The sequence below is a fragment of the Pantoea sp. YU22 genome (assembly GCF_003970755.1).
GTDB lineage: Bacteria > Pseudomonadota > Gammaproteobacteria > Enterobacterales > Enterobacteriaceae > Pantoea > Pantoea piersonii.
In genome coordinates this window covers 165552-190774 of the sequence record NZ_RYDU01000007.1, presented here as the reverse complement: position 1 = coordinate 190774, position 25223 = coordinate 165552, and the positions used below count along the sequence as shown (strand labels likewise).

Genomic DNA, 25223 nt, shown 5'->3' with positions numbered 1-25223 from the left:
GGGCAAAACGGCCAGTCTGTGATCAATTCGTCATAAAGGCGGCAGGACAACAGGAGAATTCCCATGACGACAATGAAAAGCCTGGTCATCGCTGAACCAAAGAAAATGGTCTGGACCACGCGCGAGCAACCTGCGCCTGCGGCGGGCGAAGCGCTGATTAAAATTATCACCGCCGGTATTTGCGGCACCGATATCCACGCCTGGGCGGGCAATCAGCCTTTCTTCAGCTATCCGCGCGTGCTGGGACATGAGCTGTGCGGCGAAGTGGTCGCGCTGGGCGAAGGGGCGCAGGGCGTTGAGCCTGGCCAGCGCGTGGCGCTGATCCCCTATATCTCCTGTTTGCGCTGCGACGCCTGCCAGAGTGGGAAAACCAACTGCTGCGAAAAAATTTCAGTGATCGGCGTGCATCAGGATGGCGGCTTTTGCGAATTCCTCGCCGTGCCCGCCAGCAATCTCCTGCAGGCAGAAGAGGTCGCGCCGGAAACCGCTGCGCTGATTGAGCCGTTCGCGATCAGCGCACACGCGGTGCGCCGGGCGCAAATCACGGCGGGCGAACATGTGCTGGTGGTGGGCGCAGGGCCGATCGGTCTTGGCGTGGCGGCGATTGCGGCGGCGGCAGGTGCCAGCGTCGCGGTAGCGGACACCAGTGAATTCCGCCGCGCGCATGTCGCGAAAGAGCTGGGTCTGGCGGCGCTCGATCCCGCGCGCGAAGATTTTTACGACGCGCTGCGCGCGCAGTTCAACGGCAGGCTGGCGCTGAAGGTGATCGACGCGACCGGCAGCCCGGCAGCGATGAACAACGCGGTCAATCTGATGCGCCACGGCGGCACCGTAGTCTATGTTGGCCTGCACAAAGGCGATCTGGTTATTCCAGACAGCGAGTTCCATAAAAAAGAAGCGACCCTGATGGGCAGCCGCAATGCGACGCGCGAAGATTTTGACCGCGTGCGCGATTTGATGGCGAGCGGCAAGCTGCGCGCCGAGATGATGCTCAACGCGCATTTCGCCTTCTCGACGCTGGCGGAAAGCTTCGAGCCGCAGGTGATCAACAACCGTGAGCTGATTAAAGGCGTTATTCACTTCGATCGTTAAGCGTGCGCAGGAAATGGTCGCGCACCTGCGCGGCATCCACTCCCAGCGCCACGCGCTGGGCGGGCACATCGCGAAACGGATCTTCCCGCGACGCCAGCGCGCTCAGCTTGCGTACCGTCTGGCCGCGCGCGATGCCTTCGGTAATGACGCGCAGCGGGCCTTCCGCCAGCTGAAACGCCTCCGGCTGACAGAGCCAGGCGATCGCCAGCGTGTCGTGCAGCGCCATGCCGTCGAAGCCCTCTTTTTGCAGGCTATAGGCAAGATAGGGCCGCACAATGGCGTTGAGTACCGGCTGGTTAAGCTGCCGCACCTCCTGGCCGCTGATCAACACCTTATGCGTTACGTCGAGCGGCATGACCACCACCTTCAGCGCCGAGCTGAGCACCTGGTCGGCAGCGTGCGGATCTTTCCAGATATTAAATTCGGCGAAGGGCGTAACGTTGCCGCTATGGCCGTCGGTACCGAACGCGCCGCCCATTATCACCAGCTCTTTTACCAGCGGAATAATGTCGGGTGCCTGATTGATGGCGCTGGCGATATTGGTCAGCGGGCCGATGGCTACCAGCGTAATTTCATGCGGCTGTGCGCGCACGCTGTCGATAATAAACTGCACCGCGCCTGGCGCCATGTCGCTGTACGCGTTATCAAACGCATCGCCTAAGCCATCCTCACCATGCAGTTTCGCCGGTTCGCTGGGCGCCAGCGCCAGCGGGCGGGCGCAGCCGCGATAGATCGGCGCGTCAATCTGCATCTTTTCACAAAACAGGCGGGCATTCTTTACCGCCTGACCCACCGCCACGTTGCCGAACACCGTAGTGATGCCCAGCAGTCGCTGCGTCCGCGCTGCGTAAGCCAGCGCAAAGGCGTCGTCTACGCCGATGTCGGTATCGAAAATCAGAGTACGCATGAATTCTCCTGCGGAGCGGGATATTGCCTGAAAAAGCAACAAAACAGTCGCTCATGGTTTTTTTAAAGTCTAAATTTGGTCCACCAGCAGTGTAAGTAATGAACCGACGGCCCTGATTCGACGCGCGCTGGATGAGTTCGAACAGCGCGTAGCGCTCTGTCCGGAAGGCTGTCCGATCTGTAGCGAACTGCTGGCCTTGGGTATCAGCCGCTATCGCGAATGTTATACCAGCGGAGGCTATCGTATCTTCTACTCGCTGGCGCTGCCGAATGTCTTCGTTCATCTGCTGCTCTCGTCGCGGCAAAGCATTCAGAATCTGCTTTTTCGTCGTCTGCTGCTCACCTGACCCGCTTGTCTCTCCAGGTGCATCGTCGTATTATCAACGCCTTAAGGTGATGGCGTTCCACCTTTCCCAACCGCCTGCTGGCGACCCCAGCGGCTGATGACGCCTGACATTAACCCTAATCCTCTCGCAGGCGTTACTGGTGTGTCAGGCTGCTATTCTCTCCGCCACGACCCTGCGCGATTGCCGACTACAGGAGCAAATCATGTTGAAGTCGCTGTTCGCCGTTATGCTGGGCGGCGCTGCAGGCTGTACGCTGCGCTGGCTAATCTCGCTGCGTTTTAATGCGCTGTTTCCCAGCCTGCCGCCGGGCACGCTGCTGGTTAATCTGGCTGGCGGATTTATTATCGGCGCAGCGCTGGCCTGGTTTATCAAATATCCCCACCTCGATCCCGCCTGGAAGCTGCTTATCGTCACCGGCTTATGCGGCGGCCTGACGACTTTCTCTACTTTTTCGGCAGAAATTCTCATGTTGCTACAATCAGGAAAGTATTTGTGGGCGATGGCGAGCGTGCTGGTGCACGTCACCGGATCGCTGCTGATGACCTTCGCCGGCTTTGCGCTGGTGAATGCGCTCGGCTAAGCAACGCAAATACCGGCCACAGAGGCATTCCGCGTCTGTCGCAACCGATTATTCCGGACGATTAAGGAGGACGTTCATGATTCAACCTGCATTCCTTAACCTGGTGCTGTTAAGCGGTGAACCTGAACAGAAGTTACAGGCCGCGCGCGACGCGGGATTCGATCAGGTCGAAATCTGGCGTGAAGATGTCGAGGCCTGTCAGGGCGGCGCTGCGCGTCTGGCGCAGCAGGGCCTGGGTTTTACCAACCTGCAGGTGCTGCGTGACTTCACCGGCGCGCCCGGCGAGCTACGCCGGCAAAAACGGGACGAGCTGCGCCAGTTTATCGACATGGCGAAAGCGCTGGGCTGCAATACCATTCAGGCGCCCGCCACCACCCGCGATGACTGTATTGCCGAACAAATCGACGAAGATCTGCGCTGGATGGCCTCGGAAGCGGCGCGCTTCGGTATGCGCATTATGTATGAGCCGATGGCGTGGTGCAGCGTGGATAATACGCTGCCGAAGGCGTGGGAGCGTCTGCGTCGACTGGATCAGCCTAATATCGGGCTGGTGGTGGACCTCTTCCATATCTGCGCGCTGGGCGGTGACGCTTCGCATCTCGATGGCATTCCTGCCGAACGGATTTATGAGGTGCAGCTGTGCGATATGGCGGCTCAGCCGCCGCAGGATAAGCAGGCGATCATGACCATCGCTAAACATCAGCGCCAGTTGCCTGGCGCTGGCATCATTGATATCGGCAGCTTCATCGATAAGCTGAAAAGCGCAGGCTATCAGGGACCAGTGGGGATTGAGGTGTTCAATGACGATCTGAAACGCCTGCCACCGCACGAGGCGGCGCAGCAGGCGTATGCGGCGTTAAGGCGTTTCTGGCCTTAATCCTGCAGGCACTGAGCAATAAAGGCGGCGGCGCGCCTCGCGCCCTGTGGAGAAATGGTGTGCTCCGTTCTGGGTTCAAGCTGAAGCTCAAGGGGCACGCCAGCGGCTTTCAGACGCTGCGCGGCCGATTCGCTCTCGCGCCACGGGACTACCGCATCGGCGTGACCGTGGATTAGCAGCGCGGGCGTCTGTTCTGAAGGCGACAGTGGCTCATCAAACGCCAGTCGACCGGAGAAAGCGACCACGCCCGCCAGCGGGAAGCGGCCTGATGCCAGCGCGTCGAGCGCCATAATCGATCCCTGCGAAAATCCGACCAGCACCACCTTCTCCCAGGCGTCGCGCAGCGCATGCCGGGCGAGAATCGCCTCCAGCGTGTCGTCAAAGGCGGCGCGGGCGGCGCGAACGCGCGCCGGACGATTCTCTGGCGTCACCCCATCAAGGCTGAACCACTCAAAGCCCGCGCCATGCGCGAAGGGAAAGGGCGCATCAGGCGCTGCGAAGAGGACGTCCGGCAACAGCGGCGCCCAGTGATGCCCCAGCGACGCTAAATCCTCGCCGTTGCTGCCGACGCCATGCAGAAAAATCACTAACGCTTTCGCCATCCGCTTCTCCTTAAAAACCGTACTCGCTCATGTCGGACCCTGTCGGCACGATGCCGTTGGGATTGAGCGCCTTAATGGAATAGTAGCCCTGTTTGATGGGGGCGATATTCACCCTTTCATGCGCGCCGGAAACCGACAGCATGCCCTTGAGATAGCAGTTGAGCAATGCATAGTCACGCACCCGACGCTGATTACCTGTAAACAGGCCGTAGCCAGCGGCAACAAAGCTGCCCAGCTCCAGTATGGCGATAAACATTCGGCTGCAATCGAGCCGATCCATAAGGCGCCTCTACAACAGACAACGCCAACGTACAGGCTCTTAGCCGTCGGTTGAACGCGTCACGCTTTCCCATTCGGCGATACTGTGTTCAAGACTGCGTAGTTTGTCGCGCACCAGCTGCAGCGCGTCGCTGCCCAGCAGCAGGTGCGACGGCGGCGCGGGATGCTCCAGTAAGCTGAGGATCGCCAGCGCTGCTTTATGAGGATCGCCGTTCTGTCGGCCGCTTTTGGCAATGCGCGCTTCACGTACCGGATTGAAGAGCGCATCGTAATCGCGAATAACGCGTGCGCTGCGCACCATGGAACGGCCTGCCCAGTCAGTGCGAAACGAACCGGGTGCCACGGCGGTTACGGCAATATTAAATCCGGCCAGCTCCAGGCTCAGGGTTTCCGAAAAGGCTTCCAGCGCGAATTTACTGGCGCAGTAGTCGCTGATGCCAGGCAGCGTAATAAAGCCGCCCATTGAAGTGATATTGATAATCCGCCCGCGTCGCCGCGCGCGGAAAAGCGGCACCAGCGCCTTCATCATCGCCACCGCGCCCCAGACGTTAACATCAAACTGATGGCACATTTCCGCCAGCGTTGCCTCTTCGAAAATGCCTTCGTGGCCATAGCCTGCATTGTTGATGAGCGCATCGATCGGGCCGTGTGCCTTTTCCAGCGCCTGCACCAGCGGGGCGATACGCTCCACATCGGTGAGGTCGAGGATCGCGCCGTGGGCGCGCGCCGGATCCAGCGCTGTAAAGGCATCCAGCGCCTGCTGGCTGCGTACGGTGCCGAAAACGCTGTGGCCCGCCGCCAGTGCAGCCTGCGCCAGCGCCTGACCGAAGCCGCTGCTGACGCCGGTGATTAGGATCTTTTTCATTCACTTTCCTCTTTAAGGGGGGTGCTTCAGATTGCGCCCGTCGCGACAAAAAGAGGATGCCTGTTTATCTGTTATCCTTGCCTGAAACGCTGATTTTCACACTCGGTAGAGGGAAATTGCGCCAGAACCGTGCATAATCCTCGCATGAACGCTGAACCCCTACGCCTGCTCGCCGCGCTTGCGCCGCAGGAAGGCTATAACCTGACACCGCTGCCCGACGTGCGGCTGCTGCGCTCCAACCGTCCGCTGAGCCGCACGCCGGTGCTCTACGATCCGGGCATCGTTATCGTGCTGCAGGGCAGCAAACGCGGCTATTTCGGCAATCGCGTCTACTGTTACGACGCGCAGCACTACCTGGCGGTATCGGTGCCGGTGCCCTTTACCATGGAGACCGACGCCAGCGCGGAGGCGCCGCTGCTTGCGATCTATATGCACCTCGATCTGCCGGTGGCGGCAGAGCTGCTGCTGCAGATGGAGCAGGCGGGCGCGACGGTGTCGCACCAGCCAGCCGGGATGCTGTCCACGCCGCTCAGCGACGCGCTGCAGCGCTCGGTGACGAGGCTGCTCCACGCCCTGAGCGATCCGCTGGAAGCGGCGCTGCTCGGTCCGGCGCTGGTACGTGAAATCTACTTCCACGTGCTGAGCGGCGAGCAGGGAGGCGAACTGCGCGCCGCGCTGGCGCAGCAGGGCGCCTTCGGCAAAATCGCCCAGGCGCTGCGTCATATTCATCAAAACTATGCGCAGGCGCTGGATGTCGCGCAGCTCGCCAGCCGTGCGGGGATGAGCCACGCTACTTTTCACGCTCATTTTCGCGCCATTACCCAGACGTCGCCGATGCAGTACGTTAAGTCGATCCGTCTACACCAGGCGCGATTGCTGATGGTGCGCCAGCAGATGACCGCCGCCGCGGCCAGCCTTGCCGTGGGTTACGAAAGTCCCTCGCAGTTCAGTCGCGAATTCCGACGGCTGTTCGGCCTGTCGCCAGGCGAAGAGGCCAGGCGACTGCGTAACAGCTTCGCGCTGCCGCCCGCCCAGCCGAACGCGCTTTTCGTCGCTTCACATTAGGTGCCGTCGCCCTTTCGCTGTGCGGAAAAACCTGCTTGACTAGCCTTTCGCCCGTTTTGGTCTGGAGTTCTGCATGTCTCTGCTTCACCTTGCTTCGCTGGCGGATGTCGATGCCGCTGAATGGGACGCGCTGCTGCCCGACGATCAGCCCTTTTTGCGTCATGCCTTTTTGCTGGCGCTGGAGGAGAGCGGCAGCGTGCGCGCTGAGAGCGGCTGGCAGCCGGATCACCTGCTGTGGCGGGAAGCGGGCACGCTGCGCGCCGCCGTGCCCGGCTACCGCAAACGCAACTCATGGGGCGAATATGTTTTCGATCACGCCTGGGCGGACGCCTGTCAGCGCGCGGGCATTCGCTACTACCCGAAATGGCTGGGCGCGATCCCCTTCAGCCCGGTGACCGGCGCACGCGTGCTGGGCGAAGCGCAGGCTGCCGCGCAGCTGCTCGCCGCGCTGCCGGAGAGGCTGCACAGTCAGGGACTCAGCAGCGCCCATATCAATTTCACCGACGCGCGCGCCGATGCGCTGCTGCACCAGCAGCCCGACTGGCTGATGCGGCTCGGCTGCCAGTATCACTGGCATAATCGCGGCTATCGTGATTTTCAGGACTTTCTCGATACCCTGATGTCGCGCAAGCGCAAACAGCTGCGCAAAGAGCGCGAGCTGGTGGCGCAGAGCGGCTTTGAATTTATCTGGTATCGCGGCGACGAGCTGCGCGAGGATCAGTGGGACTTTGTTTACACCTGCTACGCCAATACCTATGCGGTGCGCGGCCAGCGACCCTATCTGACGCGCGACTTTTTCAGCCTGCTGGCGGCGCGGATGCCGCACAGCATTCGCGTGGCGATAGCGCATCTGCAAAATCAACCTGCGGCGATGGCCTTCTGTCTGGTGGATGGCGAGACGCTATACGGGCGCTACTGGGGCTGCCTGGCGGAGTTCGATCGTCTGCATTTTGAAACCTGCTTCTATCAGGGCATGGACTACGCCATCGCGACTGGCCTGAAGCGTTTCGATGCCGGTGCGCAGGGTGAGCATAAGCTGGTGCGCGGTTTTGAACCGCAGATCACCACCTCATGGCACTATCTGACGCATCCAGGCCTGCGCGATGCGGTGGCGGATTTTCTTCAGGAAGAGCGGGAAGGCGTGCGCGCCTGGGCTGATGAAGCGCGCGACGCCTTGCCGTATCGACGCGGCGATTAATGGTCGCCGACAAAGCCGCTGGTCTGGTGCCGCCACAGTCGCGCATAGAGACCGTTATGCGCCAGCAGTTCGCTGTGGTTGCCCATTTCGACGATATGTCCCTTATCCAGCACGATTAGCCGATCCATTTTGGCGATGGTCGACAGGCGATGCGCGATGGCGATAACCGTTTTACCCTCCATCAGCGCGCCCAGACTCTCCTGAATCGCCGCTTCCACCTCGGAGTCGAGCGCGGAGGTCGCCTCATCCATAATTAAAATCGGTGCATTCTTCAGCAGCACACGCGCGATAGCGATACGCTGGCGCTGTCCGCCAGAAAGCTTCACGCCGCGTTCGCCGACGTGCGCATCCAGTCCGGTGCGCCCTTCGGCGTCGGAGAGGCGCGGAATAAACTCGTCGGCGCGCGCGCGATGAATCGCCGCCTGCAGCTCCTCTTCGGTGGCGTCAGGGCGACCGTAGAGCAGGTTGTCACGAATCGATCGGTGCAGCAGCGACGTGTCCTGAGTAATCATGCCGATCTGGCCGCGCAGGCTCTCCTGCGTCACCTCGGCGATATTCTGATCGTCGATGGTGATACGGCCACCGTTCAGGTCATAGAGGCGCAGCAGCAGATTAACCAGCGTCGACTTGCCGGCGCCGGAAGGGCCGATCAGGGCGATCTTCTCGCCGGGCTTGATATGCAGGTTAAGACGGTTAATCACCTGATGACCGCCGCCGTAGTCAAAGCGAATATCCTCATAGCGGATCTGACCCTGCGTCACCTCCAGCTTTTTCGCCTGCGGCGCGTCCTGCACGCTGAGCGGCTGGGCAATGGTATTGATACCGTCCTGCACCGTACCGATATTTTCAAAAATACCGTTCACCACCCACATGATCCAGCCGGACATATTGACCAGACGAACCACCAGACCGGTCGCCAGCGCGATGGCGCCGACGCTGATCAGCGACTGGCTCCACAGCCACAGCGCCAGGCCGGAGGTAGAGACGATCAGCAGGCCATTCAGCGAAGAGAGCGTAACGTCCATGCTGGTCACCATGCGGCTCAGACGATAATTTTTGTCGGTCTGCTCCTGCAACGCTTCACGCGCGTAGCGCTTTTCCAGATCGTGATGCGCAAACAGCTTGATGGTGGCGATATTGGTGTAGCCGTCAACGATGGTGCCCATCAGCTTCGAGCGCGCCTGCGACGCCACCACGGAGCGCGCCTTCACGCGCGGCACAAAGTAGCTCAGCGAGGCGATATAGGCAGCTATCCAGAGCACCAGCGGGATCATCAGCCGCCAGTCCGCTTCCGCAAACAGTACCAGCGACGTTATCGCATAGATCAGCACATGCCAGATGGCATCCACCAGCTGCACCGCGGAGTCGCGCAGCGCGTTGCCGGTCTGGGTGATGCGCTGCGCGATGCGTCCGGCAAAGTCGTTGTGGAAGAAATTAAGGCTCTGGCGCAGCACGTAGTTATGCTGCTGCCACTGGATCATGCTGGTCATGCCCGGATTGATGCTCTGATGCACCAGCATATCGTGCAACGCGATAAAGACCGGACGCAGGAGCAGCGCGACAAACGCCATCCACAGCAGAACAGGCCAGTGCTCGGCGAACAGCGTGGCGGGCGTCGCGCTGTTGACCAGGTCGATAATGCGACTGAGGTAGCTAAACAGCGCCACTTCAATCAGCGCCGATACCAGCCCGACAACCAGCAGCGCCGCAAAGCTTGGCCACACCTGGCGCAGATAGTACAAATAGAAAGAGCCGATGCGGCCTGGCGGCGAATCGGATGGAGCATCCTGGAAAATATTGATAAAACGTTCGAAACGGCGATACAACATAACGACTCTCTTTGCGCCTGGGGAGAGTAAACAGCTTAGTGCAACTTAAAAGGGATTACCGATATGGAATTGATCATTCGCGGTCGTGAACCCAGTGATGCCGCTGGGTTTCAGCGTCTTTACAGCCACCCTGACGTCTATCGCTGGACCACGCAGCTGCCGTTCCCCAGCGTGGCGACATGGCAGAAAAAGTTCGAACGTATGGATAGCGAAGGCTATATCGGTTTCGTCGCTGAGCTTGACGGAAAGATGGTCGGCGAGCTGACCCTGTTTGTCGAAAACCGGCCTCGTACCCGGCACGGTCTGAGTTTCGGCATCGGCGTCGATCCCGCTTTTAGCGGGCGCGGAATCGGCGAACGTTTAATACGTAGCGGCCTTGATTACGCCTTTAACTGGCTGGGCGCGACGCGCGTAGAGCTGGAGGTCTTTCACGATAATGAGCGCGCACGACGGCTGTATCAGCGCATCGGCTTCGAACAGGAGGGCGTACGGCGGAAGGCCTGCCTGCGCGACGGCGAATATCACGACATTATTCTGATGGCGCTGCTGCGGGGGGAGTAAGGTGTTAAAAGCAGAGGGCGGGAGAAATTGTTCGCCTCTTTGCGTTTTCACCGCGAACCGCTGCGTTTCATAGCGTAGCCCGCCATGATTTCCTGGAGCTGGCGCACATTCCCCATGCGCCAGCCAGCATTTGTCCCGCTTATGTGCGGTGCCGCAAGCTGCTTTGTGAAGGCCGCCAAAATCAGTACCAGATAGCGCGCATGATTTCACCATTCGCCCAATGACCAACCCTTCGCCTGCTACCTATATTTCCTCAACAGGGCGTTCAACGCAGCATTCCTGATCATTTTTCCGGAGCAGCACGCTCCTTTTTGAGGAATAGACCTGATGAAAAGAGAGCACTCTGCCGGCGCGCGGCCCACCCGCGTGCGTATCTGGATCCTCTGTCTGATCCTGTTTCTTTCGGTTGTGGCCTACGCTGACCGGTCGATCCTGTCGATCTCAGGATCGGCGATCAAAGATGAGTTTGGTCTGTCAGCGATCCAGCTCGGCTTGATCCTCGCCGCGTTTAGCTGGGCCTATGTGATCGGTCAGATCCCCGGCGGGCTGCTGCTCGATCGCTTCGGCGCAAAGAAAGTTTATGGCGTCACGCTGGCGCTCTGGTCGGTTTCGACCATTGCGATGGGCTTCGTCGGCGAGTTCGCAGGCGGGATGACCGCCGCGCTGGTATTGATGTTTACGCTGCGCTTCGCGCTGGGACTGATTGAAGCGCCGAGCTTTCCCGCCAACGCGCGGGTAGTGATTATGTGGTTCCCCAGCGCCGAACGCGGACGCGCCTCGTCGCTGTTCAGCACGGCGCAGTACTTCGCCGTCGCGATCTTCTCACCGCTCTCCGGCTGGCTGGTATCGCGCTTCGGCTGGGAGTGGCCCTTCTTCGTGCTGGGCGGCATCGGCGTGCTGGCGGTGTTTGTCTGGGCGGCCTATATGCGCGAGCCGCGTAACCACCCCGGCGTATCAGAGAGCGAGCTGCGCCATATCGTTGACGGCGGCGGCCTGGTCGATATCGACGCATCGCATACGCTGCAGGCGCGTCCGCCGATAAACCGGGCGATGTTCAAAACGTTGCTCTCCAGCCGTATGCTCTGGTGCGCCTATCTCGGCCAGTATTGCACCATCGCGCTCAGCTACTTCTTTATTACCTGGTTCCCTATCTATCTGGTGCAGGCGCGCGGCATGAACATTCTTGACGCCGGTTTCGCCACTATCGCGCCTGCGCTGTTCGGCTTTCTTGGCGGCATCAGCGGCGGCTACATCTCTGACATGCTGATCAAACGCGGCTGGAGCATCTCCTGGGCGCGTAAAACACCCTATATCGTTGGCATGCTGATGGCGGCGTCGCTGATTATGGCGGCGGCGATCCCGAGCAACGTCGGCATTATCGCCATCATGTCCTTCGCCTTCTTCGGCAAGGGCGTGGCGGCGGGCGCAGGCACTTGGACGGTGATCAGCGATACCGCGCCGAAAGAGGCGGTGGGGCTGGCGGGCGCCATCTTTAACGGCATCGGCAACATTGCTGGTTTCGTGACGCCGCTGCTGTTTGGCGTAATCGTCGGACTGACCGGCAGCTACAGCATCGGGCTGGTGTTTGTCGGCGCGCACTGTGTGGTCGCCGCGCTGCTGTTCCTGTTCGTGATGGGGCCGATTAATCGCGTCGGCGAGGCGCAGACCTCAGAGGCGACGCGCGAGGCGCAAAAAGAGGCGCATGGTATTAAGGCAGTATAAATTTCCCGCCAGGTCGGCGCGCGCTGCGCCGACCACTTAAATCCCCACTGAAGAAAATTTGCTCATTTGCCGATAATTCTCTACCAGGAGTGATCCTAAGGAGAGATATCTTGCTCAAGCAAATCACTGTCGACGAGCTGCGACCCGGGATGTTTATCCATAAGCTCGAGGTCTGGTGGATCAAAGATACGCGCATCCATAATCAGATGCTGGTGACCGATCCGCGCCAGATCGAAATGTTGCGTAACGAAGGGATCCAGCAGCTCTGGATCGATCTGAATAAATCGTTGCAGGCGCCTGCCGCGCCGCCGCCTGCCAAAAAGCCCATCGACCGCACGCCCTTTTTTCAGGAACTGGACCAGGCGCAGAAGATTTTCCAGCAGGGCAAACCGCAGGTCATGGCGATGTTTAACGAGGCGCGTCTCGGTCATGGTCTCAATCTGGCGGGAATGCTGGAGCTGGTGGATGAAATCGCTGGCTCTATCCGGCGCGAGCCGACCGCCCTGTTGAGCGTGGCGCGCCTTAAAAACCATGACGATTACACCTGGCTGCACTCCATGGCGGTCTGCGGCCTGATGATTAACCTGGCGCAGCAGCTTGGACTGGATAACAGACAGGTGCTGCGCGTCGGTATGGGCGGATTGCTTCATGACGTCGGCAAGGCGGCGGTGCCGCTGGAGATCCTCAATAAACCCGGCAAGCTTACCGAGGAGGAGTTTGAAGTCATGCGCCAGCATCCGGTTACCGGCGCGCAGATGCTGATGGAGGCGAATGCGGAAGCCGATCTGCTGGATATCGCGCTGCATCATCATGAGAAATATGACGGCAGCGGCTATCCGCACCGGCTGAAAGGAGAAGAGATTTCGTTCTACTCGCGTATGGCCGCCGTGTGCGACGTCTATGATGCACTTACCTCGACGCGCGTCTACCGTAAGGGCTGGTCTCCCGCCGAAGCGATGCACAATATGCTGAGCTGGCGCGGCCACTTCGATAATCAGATCCTGTACACCTTTGTGCGTGCTATCGGCATCTATCCGGTGGGTTCGCTGGTGCGGCTGGCGTCAGGGCGCGTGGCGCTGGTGGTAAAAGCGGGCGAACGCTCGCTGCTTAAGCCGGTGGTGCACGCCTTCTGGTCGCTGCATGCCCAGCGCGAAGTGAGGCCGGAACGCATCGATCTCGGCGACAGCTTCTGCACCGACAGCATCATCGGCGCAGAAGAGGGACTGTTATGGGAAAATGCCGATCTTAACCGCGTCTGGGCGCTGGCGAGTTAAAAATCGACGCTGGCGCGCAGCACGATCTCGCGCGGATCGCCTACAGCGACGCGCAGATTATTGCCGCTCGACGGGTACCAGGTTTTATCAAACAGATTGTTGACGTTGACCTGCCATTTCACGCGGTAGCCGTTAAGCGGCATCTGCCAGGCGATAAAAGCGTCCGCCACCGTGTAATCATCCAGATAAAAACTGTTGGCTGCATCGCCGGGACGACGACCGACGTAGCGCGCGCCGACGCCTGCGCGTAGATCGTCCGCCGCCAGCAGGCCGGTAGTGCCAAAATCGTTGGTCAGGAACAGCGCGGCGGTATGGCGCGCCGTATTAGGCATGGCGTTGCCGTTATTCTGCGGATCGGCGGTGACGCGCGCGTCGGTCCAGGCGTAGCTGCCCACCAGGCTGAGCGAGTCGGTCAGCTTGCCCGCCAGATCCAGCTCGACGCCCTGCGAACGCACTTTGCCAGCGGTGCGCGTTACGGTCTCGCCGCCCACCAGTTCATCCACCATCACGTTGCGCTTCTGAATATCAAACAGCGCCAGCGTGCCGGTAACGCCGTTGGGCAGATCGATCTTACCGCCCACTTCCCAGGCCTTGCCCAGCTCCGGTGGCAGCGAGCCGATCTCGGTGGCGACAGAGGAGTTTGGCTTAAAGGATTCGGTGTAGCTGGCGTAGAGGCTTGACCAGCTGTTGAGGGTGTAAACCACGCCCGCGCGCGGCACCAGTCGGCTGTCGGAGCTGCGGGTGCGGGTGACGAACGGGCGGCCTTTGCCCGCCATTACGTCAAAGCTGTCGTAGCGCAGGCCGCCCAGCAGCAGCCAGTCGGGCGTCAGGCGGATCGCATCCTGTAAAAAGAGGCCGCGGCTGTCGATATTCTCGCGCTGGTCGCTGTCGGTGGCGCTCACCGTCGAGGTCGACGACATCTCGTCATAAACCGGATGCCAGATATTAAAGCGGGTATTTTTCTTGCCGCGCAGCATGTCACCGCGGAAGGTGCGGTCAGCTTCGTAGTCGAATCCCGCCATCAGCTGATGGTTTACGCGGCCCCAGTCGACATCGCCGTTCAGCGTCAGCTGCACCATCTGCGAACGGCTCTGCGCGTCACCGGTAGCGTCAGCCTGACGCGTCAGCACACCGGTATCGGCATTAAAGGCGGTGGCGCGCGCCTGGTGATCGCTGTAGGTATTGCGCGTAAAGCTGTAGTTGAGATGCGCTGTCCAGCTGTCGTTCAGCGTTTGATCGGCGGCCAGCGTGAGGGTGTCCTGATCGCCGCGCGTGGCGTTGAAACGCTCGTCGAAACGCTCTTCCCGCGGCGTATTCACCGGCTTGCCGGTTTTCGGGTTAATGACCGTGCCGCGATCGAAAGGCACCAGATACTCCATATGTTCCCAGGCGACGCGCAGAGTGGAGCTCTCGCCAAACCACATCAGCGACGGCGCGATGGTGGTCTGGCGGGTGCGGCCGAAGTTACGCCAGTAATCCGTCTCGTCGTGATCGACGATAAACCGGCCCGCGAAGCCGCTGGTGCCGAGCGGGCCGGTGACGTCGAGCTGGCCGCCACCGCCGCCAAAGCTGCTGTTGCGTCCCTCCAGATGCACCTGCGGCGTCAGCAGCGGTTTCTTGCTGATGACGTTGACCAGGCCGCCCGGTTCATTCATGCCGTAAAGCATGGAGGAGGGGCCTTTCAGCACCTCGACGCGCTCGCTGGTGGGCGTAAAGTTGCGCGCCTGAATGGAACGCACGCCGTCGCGCAAGATCGAGCCGTCGCGGTTATCGCCGAAGCCGCGCTTAATCAGCGCATCCTGGGTGCCGCCCAGCGTATTGGCCTGAGTAATGCCGCTGACGAATTTGACCGCGTCGTCGAGATCCTGCGCGTCGCTGTCCTGCAGCACCTGCTGCTGCACCACGGTCACGTTCTGCGGCGTGTCGAGAATTTTTGCCGGTGCGCGTGTGGCGGTCACGCTGCTGTGCGGCTGATAGCCGCTCTCCTGCGACTCGGCGTCTTGCGTCACCAGCAGCGTGGTTTCCTGCGCGTGCAGGCTGCCGGAAAGCAGCGCGCCGCCCAGCAGGAGGGAAGAAACGTTTTTCATTGAGGTAACTGGCTCCAGAAGGTCCCTGATAAATTCAGCGGCAGGAAGCGCTGATAAAGTTGTTCAAGCGTGCGTTGCGGATCGAGGTCGGTAAAAAGCTGCGGATAGAGCGCTTTGGCGAACACCTCCACCGCCACGACGTGCCACGGGCTGAGGTAGAAGTTGTGCCACAGGCCCCAGGCGCGATGGTTTTTCACCGCCTCAAGCTGGCTGAGCACCGGCTGCGCGGCCAGCAGCTTTTGCAGGCTGGCCGCCGCCTGATCTGCGCTTACCTGCGGGCCGAGCTGCAACGTTTTGTCGTTGTTCGCATCCGCCATGCCGGTCGCGATATAGACCTGCGGCGGCTGCGCCAGCACCTGTTCAGGATTGATCTCGCCGAACACGCCTTTTACCGCGCCCGCTGCAATATTATCGCCGCCCGCAAAAGCGAGCAGCTGGCCGAGGTTGCCGTTGACCGCCGTAGTGCAGCAGGTGTCGCGGCGGCCCAGATGCAGATGCAGCATGACGCGGGTTTTCGGCCCGTGATAGCTCGCCAGCCGGGCGCGGACGGTCTCCATATGCTGCTGATAGAAATCGATAAACGCCTGCGCGCGCTGCGGCTGGTTGAACACCTCGCCAAGGATTTTCAGGCTCGGCACCGTGTTGTTGAGCAGATCGACGCGCAGGTCGACATAGATCACCGGAACATTCACCTGCTGCATCAGCTGGCGGAAATGCGCCTCTTCCGCGCCGCTTTTCGCCAGGCGCGGCAGAATAATCAGATCGGGTTTGAGCTTTAGCACCTGCTCGGGATTGAGATCGCGCAGCGCGCCGCTGCCGAGCTGCGGCACCGCCTTTATCGCCGGAAAAACGGTGGTGAACTGCTGCCAGCTTTGGGCGTCATACTTCGCCATATCCGCAGGCCAGCCTGCGATCTGCGCCGCCGGGTTGCCGGGCACGATCAGCGCCAGGGTATAGAGCATGCGGCTTTCGCCCAGAATCACCCGCTGCGGATGGTCGGGGAGGGTGACGCGCTGACCGGTAATATCGACGATCGATTTGGCGAAAGTGGCGCAGCTGCACAGCAGCAACATCAGGGGAAAAAGAAAACGCATCACAATTATTTCACAAGGAAATCGAAATGATAATGAAAATCAATCGTCTTCACAACGTTAAGGTGGCCGATGCGATGCGCCGCCGGGTTTTATAACTAAAAACAGCAGCGATACGCGGTCATCCGCCTGTTTTATCGCCATTTTTATAACTTTTTTACGCCCGCCCTACGCAATTTAACCGCTTCTTTATACCGATGCGCGCAGGCTAACGCGAAACCCTGATCCCTCTGGAGGTCGCTGTGAGCGTGGGCGTGATAACCGGCATCGTGCTGGTGTTTTTATTACTGGGCTACCTGATCTATGCCCTGCTGAATGCGGAGGCGTTTTGATGGCCGCCAATGCGTTTTTACTGATTGCCGCTTTTTTACTGGCGCTGATGGCGCTGGCGCAGCCGCTTGGGCGCGGGCTGGCCGCGCTGATCGCCGATAAGCCTTTACTGGCCGGATTCGAGCGTCCGCTCTGGCGTCTGCTGGGCGCAGACGCGCCTGCAATGCGCTGGCCGCAATACCTGCTGGCGATTCTGCTGTTTAACCTGCTCGGTCTGCTGCTGCTGACGGCGATCCTGCTGTTGCAGGATCGGCTGCCGCTCAATCCGCAGCATTTGCCCGCGCTGAGCTGGCATCTGGCGATGAATACCGCGGTGAGTTTCGTCACCAATACCAACTGGCAGTCTTATGGCGGCGAAAGCACGCTGAGCTATTTCAGCCAGATGGTCGGCCTGACGGTGCAGAACTTCGTGTCGGCAGCGACCGGCATCGCGGTGGCGTTCGCCTTGATCCGCGGCTTCGCCAGCCGCGCGACCGATACGCTCGGCAACGCCTGGCGCGATCTGACGCGCATTACGCTCTGTCTGCTGCTGCCGATCAGCCTGCTGATGGCGCTGCTGTTCGTCAGCCAGGGCAGCATTCAAAACTTCCTGCCGTACCACGAGATCACCACGCTGGAAGGGGCGAAGCAGACGCTGGCGATGGGGCCGGTGGCGTCGCAGGAGGCGATCAAAATGCTGGGCACCAACGGCGGCGGTTTCTTTAACGTCAACTCGGCACATCCGTTCGAGAACCCCAACGCGCTGACCAACTTTGTACAGATGCTGGCGATATTTCTTATCCCGACGGCGCTCTGTTTTGCCTTTGGCTATGTGGTGCGCGATCGCCGCCAGGGCCATATGCTGCTCTGGGCGATGTCGCTGATGTTCGTGGTGGCGGTGGCGACGGTGATGTGGGCGGAAACGCGCGGCAACCCGCACCTGCTGGCGCTCGGCGCGGACAGCGCCCTTAACATGGAGGGCAAAGAGACGCGCTTCGGCATTCTAAACTCCAGCCTGTTTGCGGTGATCACTACCGCCGCGTCGTGCGGCGCGGTTAACGCGATGCATGACTCCTTCACCGCGCTGGGCGGCATGGTGCCGATGTGGCTGATGCAGCTGGGCGAAGTGGTGTTCGGCGGCGTTGGCGCGGGTCTTTACGGCATGCTGCTCTTTGTGGTGCTGGCGGTGTTTATCGCCGGGCTGATGATTGGCCGCACGCCAGAATACCTCGGCAAAAAGGTCGACGTGCGCGAAATGAAGATGACCGCGCTGGCGATTCTGGTGACGCCGACGCTGGTGTTGCTTGGCACCGCGCTGGCGATGATGACCGATGCGGGCCGCGCCGGAATGGCGAATCCGGGCATTCACGGCTTCAGCGAAGTGCTCTACGCGGTCTCGTCCGCTGCTAACAACAACGGCAGCGCCTTTGCCGGCCTGAGCGCCAACACGCCATTCTGGAACCTGCTGCTGGCGTTCTGCATGCTGGTCGGCCGCTTCGGCATCATTATTCCGGTGATGGCGCTGGCGGGCAGCATGGCGGTGAAAAAGGCGCAGCCGGTAGGCAACGGCACGCTGCCGACCCACGGCCCGCTGTTTATCGCGCTGCTGATTGGCGCGGTGCTGCTGGTGGGCGCGCTGACCTTTATTCCCGCTCTGGCGCTGGGTCCAGTCGCCGAGCATCTGCAACTTCTTCAGGGTACGCACTCATGAGTCGTCAACAACAGGCGCTGAACGGCGCACTGATGCGCGTCGCGCTGCTCGACGCGCTGAAAAAGCTGGATCCGCGCGTACAGTTTCGCAATCCGGTGATGTTCGTGGTCTGGCTCGGCAGCCTGCTCACTACGCTGCTGGCGCTCGGCATGGCGGGCGGCTGGCTCGACGGCCGCGCCAGCTTTACCGGTGCCATCGCGCTCTGGCTCTGGTTTACCGTACTGTTCGCCAACTTCGCCGAGGCGCTGGCGGAAGGGCGCAGCAAGGCGCAGGCGAGCAGCCTGAAAGGCGTCAAGAAAACCAGCTTTGCGAAAAAACTGGCTGAGCCGCGCCACGGCGGGCAGTGGCAGCAGGTCTCCGCCGACAGCCTGCGCAAAGGCGATATCGTGCTGGTGGAGGCGGGCGACATTATTCCGTGCGACGGTGAAGTGCTGGAGGGCGGCGCCTCGGTGGACGAAAGCGCGATCACCGGTGAATCTGCGCCGGTGATCCGCGAGTCGGGCGGTGACTTTGCCTCGGTCACCGGCGGCACGCGCATCCTCTCCGACTGGCTGGTGATCCAGTGCAGCGTCAATCCGGGGGAAACCTTTCTCGATCGCATGATCGCCATGGTAGAGGGCGCGAAGCGGCGGAAAACCCCCAACGAGATCGCGCTGACCATTCTGCTGGTATCGCTGACTATTGTGTTCCTGCTGGCCACCGTCACGCTGTGGCCTTTCTCGGCATGGGGCGGCTCGCCGGTGAGCGTCACGGTGCTGGTGGCGCTGCTGGTCTGCCTGATCCCGACGACGATTGGCGGCCTGCTCTCCGCCATCGGCGTAGCGGGCATGAGCCGCATGCTGGGCGCCAACGTCATCGCCACCAGTGGCCGCGCGGTAGAGGCGGCGGGCGACGTCGACGTGCTGATGCTGGACAAGACCGGCACCATTACGCTCGGCAACCGCCAGGCGACGCAGTTTCTGCCCGCGCCAGGCGTAAGCGAAGAGCAGCTGGCCGACGCGGCGCAGCTCGCCTCGCTGGCGGATGAAACGCCAGAGGGCCGCAGCATTGTGGTGCTGGCGAAACAGCGATTCAACCTGCGCGAGCGCGACCTTAACAGCCTGGGCGCGAGCTTTATTCCCTTCTCGGCGCAGACACGTATGAGCGGCGTCAACGTGCAGAACCGCCTGATCCGCAAAGGCGCCGTGGACGCCGTAAAACGCCATATCGAAGCCAACAGCGGCCGTTTCCCCACGGAGGTCAACGCGCTGGTGGAAGAGGTGGCGCGCGCAGGCGGCACGCCGCTGGTGGTAGCAGAAGGGGCGAAGGTGCTGGGGGTGGTGGCGCTAAAAGATATCGTTAAAGGCGGTATCAAAGAGCGCTTCGCCGAGCTGCGCAAGATGGGCATCAAAACCGTGATGATTACCGGCGACAACCCGCTCACCGCAGCGGCGATCGCAGCGGAAGCGGGCGTGGATGACTTTCTGTCGGAAGCGACGCCGGAAGCCAAACTGGCGCTGATCCGCCAGTACCAGGCGGAAGGCCGACTGGTGGCGATGACCGGCGACGGCACCAATGACGCCCCGGCGCTGGCGCAGGCTGACGTGGCGGTGGCGATGAACTCCGGCACCCAGGCGGCAAAAGAGGCGGGCAATATGGTGGATCTCGACTCGAACCCCACCAAGCTGCTGGAAGTGGTACACATCGGCAAACAGATGCTGATGACGCGCGGGTCGCTCACCACCTTCAGCATCGCCAACGACGTCGCTAAATATTTCGCCATTATTCCGGCAGCCTTCGCGGCGACCTATCCGCAGCTTAATTTGCTGAACGTGATGCATCTGCATTCGCCGTCGTCGGCCATTCTCTCTGCGGTGATCTTTAACGCGCTGGTGATCGTCTTCCTGATCCCGCTGGCGCTAAAAGGGGTGAGCTATCGGCCGCTGAGCGCGGCGGCGCTGCTGCGACGCAACCTGCTGATCTATGGCGTGGGCGGGCTGCTGGTGCCTTTTATCGGCATTAAAGCCATCGACCTGCTGTTAGTGCTGCTGGGTCTGGCATAAGGAGAAAAATATGAGTCAGTTACGTCCGGCAATGTTAGTTTTACTGCTGCTCACGCTGGTGACCGGCGTGGGATATCCTTTGCTCACTACCGGCCTGGCGCAGTGGCTGTTTCCGACGCAGGCCAGCGGATCGCTGACTGAAGAGGGCGGTTCGGCGCTGATCGGGCAGAACTTTACCCGGCCTGGCTATTTCTGGGGACGTCCGTCAGCGACCGGTGACGCGCCTTATAATCCGCTGGCGTCGAGCGGCAGCAATCTGGCGGCAAGTAATCCGGCGCTGGATAAGGCGGTGGCGGAACGCGTCGCTGCGCTGCGCGCCGCCAACCCGCTCTCGCCGCAGGCGGTGCCGGTGGATTTGGTGACCGCTTCGGCCAGCGGGCTCGACCCGGCGATTTCGCCTGCCGCCGCGCGCTGGCAGGCGCCGCGCGTCGCCACCGCGCGCCAGCTGCCGCTGAAAAGGGTAGAGGAGCTGATCGACGCGAATACGGAGCGGCCGCTGCTCGCCTTTAGCGGCGATCCTACCGTCAACGTGCTGCGGCTTAACCTGGCGCTGGATGCGCTGACTCAACCCTGAAGGACGTGATGAACGACGAACGCGAACGCCCCGATCCCGACGCGCTGCTGTTGCAACAGGTGGACAGCCATCGCGGCAAGCTGAAAATTTACTTCGGCGCCTGTGCGGGCGTGGGGAAAACCTACGCCATGCTGCAGGAGGCGCAGCGGCTGCGCGCCCAGGGACTCGACGTGCTGATCGGCGTAGTAGAGACGCACGGCCGGGAAGAGACCGCCAGTCTGCTGCGCGGGCTTCCTGAGCTGCCGCGGCGTGCTACCGGCCGCTCGCGTCATGCCGAGTTCGACCTTGACGCGGCGCTGGCGCGTCATCCGGCCGTTATCCTGATGGATGAGCTGGCGCATACTAACGTGCAAGGGTCGCGCCATCCCAAACGCTGGCAGGATATCGATGAGCTGCTGGACGCAGGCATTGATGTGATCACGACCGTCAACGTGCAACATCTGGAAAGCCTTAACGATGTGGTAGGTGGCGTGACCGGCATTCGCGTGCGCGAAACCCTGCCCGACCCCTTTTTCGACAGCGCCGATGAGATCGTGCTGGTGGATCTGCCGCCGGACGATCTGCGCCAGCGCCTGAAAGAGGGCAAGGTCTATGTCGGCGATCGCGCAGAGCGCGCCATCGAAAACTTTTTTCGCAAAGGCAACCTGTTCGCCCTGCGCGAGCTGGCGCTGCGGCGCACCGCCGACCGCGTTGACGACCAGATGCGCGCCTGGCGCGACCAGCAGGGACGCGACCGCGTCTGGCACACGCGCGACGCTATTCTGCTCTGCATCGGCGACGATACCGGCAGCGAAAAACTGGTGCGCACCGCCGCGCGGCTGGCGGCGCGGCTCGGCAGCGAATGGCACGCGGTTTATGTCGAGACCCCGCGCCTCAACCGGCTGCCAGAAGCGCGGCGGCGCGCCATCCTGAAAACCCTGCAGCTGGCGCAGGAGCTGGGCGCGGAGACCGCCACGCTCTCCGATCCCGACGAGGCGCAGGCGGTATTGCGCTACGCCCGCGAACATAACCTGGGCAAGATCGTTACCGGCCGTCGGCCGCTGCGGCGCTGGCATCGCGACAGCTTCGCCACGCGCCTCGGCAAGCTGGGGCCCGATCTCGATCTGCTGGTGGTGGCGCTCGATGAGCCTGTCGGCGAGGCGCCAGCCTTAGCTGACGCGCGCGACACCGGCGACCGCTGGCGCGTGCCGCTGCGCGGCGTGCTGATGGCGCTGCTGCTTTGCATTGTGGTGACCGCCGCCGGACGCTGGCTACTGGCCGGGTTCGATACCGCTAACGGCGTGATGATCTACCTGCTGGCGGTGGTGATTATCGCGCTGCGCTACGGGCGCTGGCCATCGGTGATCGCCACGGTGATGAATATTCTCGCCTTCGACCTCTTTTTCGTCGCACCAACCGGGACGATCGCGGTCTCCGACTTGCAGTACCTGGTCACCTTCGCGGTCATGCTGGCGGTGGGCGTTATCGTCGGCAACCTTACTGCAGGCGTGCGCTATCAGGCGCGCGTGGCGCGCTATCGCGAGCAGCGCGCGCGCCACCTCTACGAGATGGCGAAATCGCTGGGCAGCGCACTGACGCCAGAAGATATTGCCGCCACCAGCCAGCGCGTTATCGACGTCACCCTGCAGGCGCGCAGCCTGCTGCTGCTGCCGGACGAACAGGGTGAGCTGGTCGCGACGGGCGCGGCGACGCCTGGCAGCGAGCCGGATCGCGCTATCGCCAGGTGGAGCTACACCCGGGGCCAGCCCGCCGGCGCGGGTACCGATACGCTGCCCGCTGTGCCGTACCAGATCCTGCCGCTGAAGAGCGGCGCGCACTGCCGCGGACTGCTGGTGGTGGAGCCGCAAAACCTGCGTCAGCTGATGATCCCGGAGCAGCAGCGGCTGGTAGAGACCTTTACGGTGCTGATCGCCAACGCGCTGGAGCGGATGGCGCTGTCGCAGAGCGAAGCGGCGTCACGGCTGGCGGCGGAGCGCGAACAGCTGCGCAACGCGCTGCTCTCCGCGCTGTCACACGATCTGCGCACGCCGCTTACCGTGCTCTTCGGCCAGGCGGAGATGCTGATGCTGGACCTGGCCAGCGAAGAGTCAAAATATGTCACGCAGGCGAACCAGATCCGCGAGCAGACGCTGAGCACTATCCGGCTGGTGAGCAATATGCTGGATATGGCGCGCATTCAGTCGGGCGGGCTGAATCTGCGCGAAGAGTGGCTGGCGCTGGACGAGGTGATCGGCGGCGCGCTCAGCAGTATGGCGCCGTCGCTGAAAGGACACGGTGTCGCGCTCGATCTGCCGTCGGAGCTGGTGCTGATTAAAGGCGACAGCGCGCTGCTGGAGCGGGTGCTGACCAACCTGATTGAGAACAGCCTGAAGTATGCGGGCAACAGCGCGCAGCGCGGCATCCGCGCCTGGCGCGACGGCGAACGGCTGGAGATCGCGGTATGGGACAACGGGCCGGGCATCGCCGACAAAGACCTGACGCGTATTTTCGACAAGTTTGCCCGCGGCGATAAGGAGTCGTCAGTGCCAGGCGTCGGGCTGGGTCTGGCGATCTGCAAAACCATTGTCGAGAGCCACGGCGGGCGCATCTGGGCAGAGAATCGCATCGAGGGCGGCGTAGCGTTCCGCCTCTCTTTGCCGCTGCCGCCCGCGCCTGAAATTTCTGAAGAGGCGCTGAAATAACTTCACAGAGGATGGGGTATACTCCCCCACCTGTCTGTTTACCTGTGGGAAATTATGGAACGTTTTACCGAAAACCTGATGTATGCGTCGCGCTGGTTGCTGGCTCCGGTTTACATTGGACTTTCGCTGGGTTTGCTGGCGCTGACGATTAAGTTTTTCGAAGAAATTCTTCACCTGCTGCCCAATATTCTCAGTATTGCGGAAAACGATCTGATCCTGCTGTTGCTGTCGCTGGTAGACATGACGCTGGTAGGCGGTCTGCTGGTGATGGTGATGCTCTCGGGTTATGAGAACTTTATCTCTAAACTCGACATCGACGAAAATACAGAGAAGCTGAGCTGGCTCGGCAAAATGGATTCCGGCTCGCTGAAGAACAAGGTCGCGGCCTCTATCGTCGCCATCTCCTCTATCCACCTGCTGCGCGTGTTTATGGAAGCGCGCAACGTGCCCAACGACAAGCTGATGTGGTATGTGATTATCCATCTGACCTTTGTGCTGTCGGCCTTTGTGATGGGCTGGCTGGATACGATGTCGAAGAGCGAGAAAAAGTATTCATAACCGCCAGGAGGCGGCTCCGCCTCTTAGCGCTGAAATGTCCCTGCTGGCCGCGTGCCGGTCAGCTGCGGCATCACTTCCCGCACCATCTCGAAGAACTTCTGCAGTCGCGCCGGGTAGTAGCTTGCCCAGGGGTAGGTCAGCCAGACCGGCAAGGGCGGTGCCTGCCATTGCGGCGTAAGCTGAACCAGCTCGCCGCGCGCTAAATCCTCCTGCACTACCCATGACGACATAATCGCCGCACCCATGCCCATCAGCGCCGCTTTGCGCACCGCGTAGAGGCTGTCGCTGCTGAGTCGCGGCGCAATTGCCATATTAACCGGCTGGCCGTCGTCAATCCGCTGTAACGCAATTTCGTTACGGTAAAAGCTGGTCAGCGCCAGCCAGGGTAAATCCGCCAGTTGCTCTACGACGTCGACCGGCGCGTGCTGCGCCAGCAGACCGGGCGAGGCGACGACGATGCGCGGCACTTCCGCCAGCAAAATCGCTACGATAGCGGGATCGCTCAGCGCGCCGACCTGAATCGCGCAGTCGATATTCTCGGCGATAAAGTCCGGCGTGCGATCGTTGAGCATCCATTCCACGTTCAGGCGCGGATAGCGCATCAGATAGTCCACCAGCGGGGCGACCAGCTGATCCTGACCAAAGGCGTGCGGCGCGCGCACCCGCAGCGTGCCGACCGGCTCGTCGTTGGCGTGGGTCAGATCATCTTCCAGTGCGTGCCAGGTCGCCAGCAGCTGGCGCGCATGGGCATAACAGCGCTCGCCGTCGTCGGTCAGCTTCAGCGCGTGGGTGGTGCGCATAATCAGCTTGAGCCCGAGCCGCTGCTCCAGCGCCTGTAGTCGGCGGCTGATGGTGGGCTGAGTGGTGTTAAGCTGCGCCGCCGCTGCCGACAGGCTGCCGCTCTCGACGATGCGGATAAAGGTTTGCATCAGTTCAATACGATCGGGGCTGGATAAGTTGCTCATACGTATTA

The 25223-nt window shown here is 61.4% G+C and carries 23 protein-coding genes and 1 riboswitch; of the genes, 15 read left to right on the top strand and 8 right to left on the bottom strand.

Annotated features, from left to right (window positions below):
* Nucleotides 1-63 precede the first annotated feature (63 nt).
* A complete protein-coding gene (locus tag EKL29_RS12635; RefSeq protein WP_126689856.1) occupies nucleotides 64-1092 on the top strand; it encodes a zinc-binding alcohol dehydrogenase family protein in 1029 nt (342 codons plus the stop codon).
* On the opposite strand, the gene EKL29_RS12630 is transcribed toward EKL29_RS12635, so the two are convergent.
* Entirely contained in the window at nucleotides 1073-1999 is a 927-nt protein-coding gene (locus EKL29_RS12630; protein WP_120457068.1) for a nucleoside hydrolase, read from the bottom strand. The genes EKL29_RS12635 and EKL29_RS12630 overlap by 20 nt on opposite strands.
* 196 nt (nucleotides 2000-2195) lie before the next feature.
* Between EKL29_RS12630 and EKL29_RS23115 the strand changes: the two genes are divergently transcribed.
* The 3 genes from EKL29_RS23115 to EKL29_RS12620 all read left to right on the top strand — a co-directional run bounded on the left by EKL29_RS23115 (nucleotide 2196) and on the right by EKL29_RS12620 (nucleotide 3802).
* Nucleotides 2196-2345, top strand: a complete 150-nt coding sequence (locus EKL29_RS23115; protein ID WP_158618934.1) for a hypothetical protein — start codon at nucleotides 2196-2198, stop codon at nucleotides 2343-2345.
* A 36-nt stretch (nucleotides 2346-2381) separates the two neighbouring features.
* Nucleotides 2382-2458, top strand: a riboswitch (Fluoride riboswitch).
* Between the two features lie 89 nt (nucleotides 2459-2547).
* Nucleotides 2548-2925, top strand: coding sequence for a fluoride efflux transporter CrcB (gene crcB / locus EKL29_RS12625; RefSeq protein WP_126689855.1), 378 nt, complete (start codon nucleotides 2548-2550; stop codon nucleotides 2923-2925).
* A 76-nt stretch (nucleotides 2926-3001) separates the two neighbouring features.
* On the top strand, nucleotides 3002-3802 hold the full coding sequence (locus tag EKL29_RS12620; RefSeq protein WP_126689854.1) for a sugar phosphate isomerase/epimerase: 801 nt from the start codon (nucleotides 3002-3004) through the stop codon (nucleotides 3800-3802).
* On the opposite strand, the gene EKL29_RS12615 is transcribed toward EKL29_RS12620, so the two are convergent.
* Genes EKL29_RS12615 through EKL29_RS12605 form a run of 3 tightly spaced genes read right to left on the bottom strand, consistent with a single transcriptional unit; the run spans nucleotide 3799 to nucleotide 5548 of the window.
* Nucleotides 3799-4404 carry an alpha/beta hydrolase gene (locus tag EKL29_RS12615; RefSeq protein WP_126689853.1) on the bottom strand — a complete coding sequence of 202 codons (606 nt, stop codon included), beginning with the start codon at nucleotides 4402-4404 and terminating at the stop codon, nucleotides 3799-3801. The genes EKL29_RS12620 and EKL29_RS12615 overlap by 4 nt on opposite strands.
* A gap of 10 nt (nucleotides 4405-4414) precedes the next feature.
* Nucleotides 4415-4684 (bottom strand): hypothetical protein, encoded by a 270-nt coding sequence (locus EKL29_RS12610; protein WP_126689852.1) that lies wholly within the window; start codon nucleotides 4682-4684, stop codon nucleotides 4415-4417.
* A 39-nt stretch (nucleotides 4685-4723) separates the two neighbouring features.
* Complete coding sequence (locus tag EKL29_RS12605; protein WP_126689851.1) at nucleotides 4724-5548, bottom strand: oxidoreductase; 825 nt, start codon at nucleotides 5546-5548, stop codon at nucleotides 4724-4726.
* Nucleotides 5549-5692: 144 nt separating this feature from the next.
* On the opposite strand from EKL29_RS12605, the gene EKL29_RS12600 reads away from it, so the two are divergent.
* Nucleotides 5693-6613 (top strand): AraC family transcriptional regulator, encoded by a 921-nt coding sequence (locus tag EKL29_RS12600; protein ID WP_126689850.1) that lies wholly within the window; start codon nucleotides 5693-5695, stop codon nucleotides 6611-6613.
* A 73-nt stretch (nucleotides 6614-6686) separates the two neighbouring features.
* Complete coding sequence (locus EKL29_RS12595) at nucleotides 6687-7811, top strand: GNAT family N-acetyltransferase (RefSeq protein WP_126689849.1); 1125 nt, start codon at nucleotides 6687-6689, stop codon at nucleotides 7809-7811.
* Here EKL29_RS12595 and EKL29_RS12590 read toward each other — a convergent pair.
* Nucleotides 7808-9640, bottom strand: coding sequence for an ABC transporter ATP-binding protein (locus EKL29_RS12590; protein ID WP_126689848.1), 1833 nt, complete (start codon nucleotides 9638-9640; stop codon nucleotides 7808-7810). The genes EKL29_RS12595 and EKL29_RS12590 overlap by 4 nt on opposite strands.
* 63 nt (nucleotides 9641-9703) lie before the next feature.
* Here EKL29_RS12590 and EKL29_RS12585 point away from each other — a divergent pair, with 63 nt between their 5' ends.
* The 3 genes from EKL29_RS12585 (at nucleotide 9704) to EKL29_RS12575 (ending at nucleotide 13197) form a co-directional block, all read left to right on the top strand.
* A complete protein-coding gene (locus tag EKL29_RS12585) occupies nucleotides 9704-10201 on the top strand; it encodes a GNAT family N-acetyltransferase (RefSeq protein ID WP_120457084.1) in 498 nt (165 codons plus the stop codon).
* Nucleotides 10202-10528: 327 nt separating this feature from the next.
* Nucleotides 10529-11923 (top strand): MFS transporter, encoded by a 1395-nt coding sequence (locus EKL29_RS12580; RefSeq protein WP_126689847.1) that lies wholly within the window; start codon nucleotides 10529-10531, stop codon nucleotides 11921-11923.
* A 110-nt stretch (nucleotides 11924-12033) separates the two neighbouring features.
* The gene (locus tag EKL29_RS12575) at nucleotides 12034-13197 is read left to right on the top strand and encodes an HD-GYP domain-containing protein (RefSeq protein ID WP_120457087.1); all 1164 of its coding nucleotides are present in this window, start codon (nucleotides 12034-12036) and stop codon (nucleotides 13195-13197) included.
* Here the strand turns inward: EKL29_RS12575 and EKL29_RS12570 are convergent.
* Both EKL29_RS12570 and EKL29_RS12565 read right to left on the bottom strand, forming a co-directional pair.
* Nucleotides 13194-15284 carry a TonB-dependent siderophore receptor gene (locus EKL29_RS12570; RefSeq protein WP_126689846.1) on the bottom strand — a complete coding sequence of 697 codons (2091 nt, stop codon included), beginning with the start codon at nucleotides 15282-15284 and terminating at the stop codon, nucleotides 13194-13196. The genes EKL29_RS12575 and EKL29_RS12570 overlap by 4 nt on opposite strands.
* Nucleotides 15281-16378 carry an ABC transporter substrate-binding protein gene (locus EKL29_RS12565; RefSeq protein WP_126689872.1) on the bottom strand — a complete coding sequence of 366 codons (1098 nt, stop codon included), beginning with the start codon at nucleotides 16376-16378 and terminating at the stop codon, nucleotides 15281-15283. The genes EKL29_RS12570 and EKL29_RS12565 overlap by 4 nt, the downstream gene beginning before the upstream one ends.
* A gap of 239 nt (nucleotides 16379-16617) precedes the next feature.
* Here EKL29_RS12565 and kdpF point away from each other — a divergent pair, with 239 nt between their 5' ends.
* Genes kdpF through EKL29_RS12535 form a run of 6 tightly spaced genes read left to right on the top strand, consistent with a single transcriptional unit; the run spans nucleotide 16618 to nucleotide 24250 of the window.
* Nucleotides 16618-16707 carry a K(+)-transporting ATPase subunit F gene (kdpF, locus tag EKL29_RS12560; RefSeq protein WP_033753373.1) on the top strand — a complete coding sequence of 30 codons (90 nt, stop codon included), beginning with the start codon at nucleotides 16618-16620 and terminating at the stop codon, nucleotides 16705-16707.
* Nucleotides 16707-18395, top strand: a complete 1689-nt coding sequence (gene kdpA, locus EKL29_RS12555; RefSeq protein WP_126689845.1) for a potassium-transporting ATPase subunit KdpA — start codon at nucleotides 16707-16709, stop codon at nucleotides 18393-18395. The genes kdpF and kdpA overlap by 1 nt, the downstream gene beginning before the upstream one ends.
* The gene (gene kdpB / locus EKL29_RS12550) at nucleotides 18392-20437 is read left to right on the top strand and encodes a potassium-transporting ATPase subunit KdpB (protein ID WP_126689844.1); all 2046 of its coding nucleotides are present in this window, start codon (nucleotides 18392-18394) and stop codon (nucleotides 20435-20437) included. The genes kdpA and kdpB overlap by 4 nt, the downstream gene beginning before the upstream one ends.
* Nucleotides 20438-20447: 10 nt before the next feature.
* Nucleotides 20448-21011 carry a potassium-transporting ATPase subunit KdpC gene (gene kdpC / locus EKL29_RS12545; protein ID WP_126689843.1) on the top strand — a complete coding sequence of 188 codons (564 nt, stop codon included), beginning with the start codon at nucleotides 20448-20450 and terminating at the stop codon, nucleotides 21009-21011.
* An 8-nt stretch (nucleotides 21012-21019) separates the two neighbouring features.
* Complete coding sequence (gene kdpD, locus EKL29_RS12540; RefSeq protein ID WP_126689842.1) at nucleotides 21020-23692, top strand: two-component system sensor histidine kinase KdpD; 2673 nt, start codon at nucleotides 21020-21022, stop codon at nucleotides 23690-23692.
* A gap of 54 nt (nucleotides 23693-23746) precedes the next feature.
* The gene (locus EKL29_RS12535; protein ID WP_120457100.1) at nucleotides 23747-24250 is read left to right on the top strand and encodes a TIGR00645 family protein; all 504 of its coding nucleotides are present in this window, start codon (nucleotides 23747-23749) and stop codon (nucleotides 24248-24250) included.
* Between the two features lie 23 nt (nucleotides 24251-24273).
* On the opposite strand, the gene EKL29_RS12530 is transcribed toward EKL29_RS12535, so the two are convergent.
* Nucleotides 24274-25215, bottom strand: a complete 942-nt coding sequence (locus EKL29_RS12530; RefSeq protein WP_120457102.1) for a LysR family transcriptional regulator — start codon at nucleotides 25213-25215, stop codon at nucleotides 24274-24276.
* Nucleotides 25216-25223 lie beyond the last annotated feature (8 nt).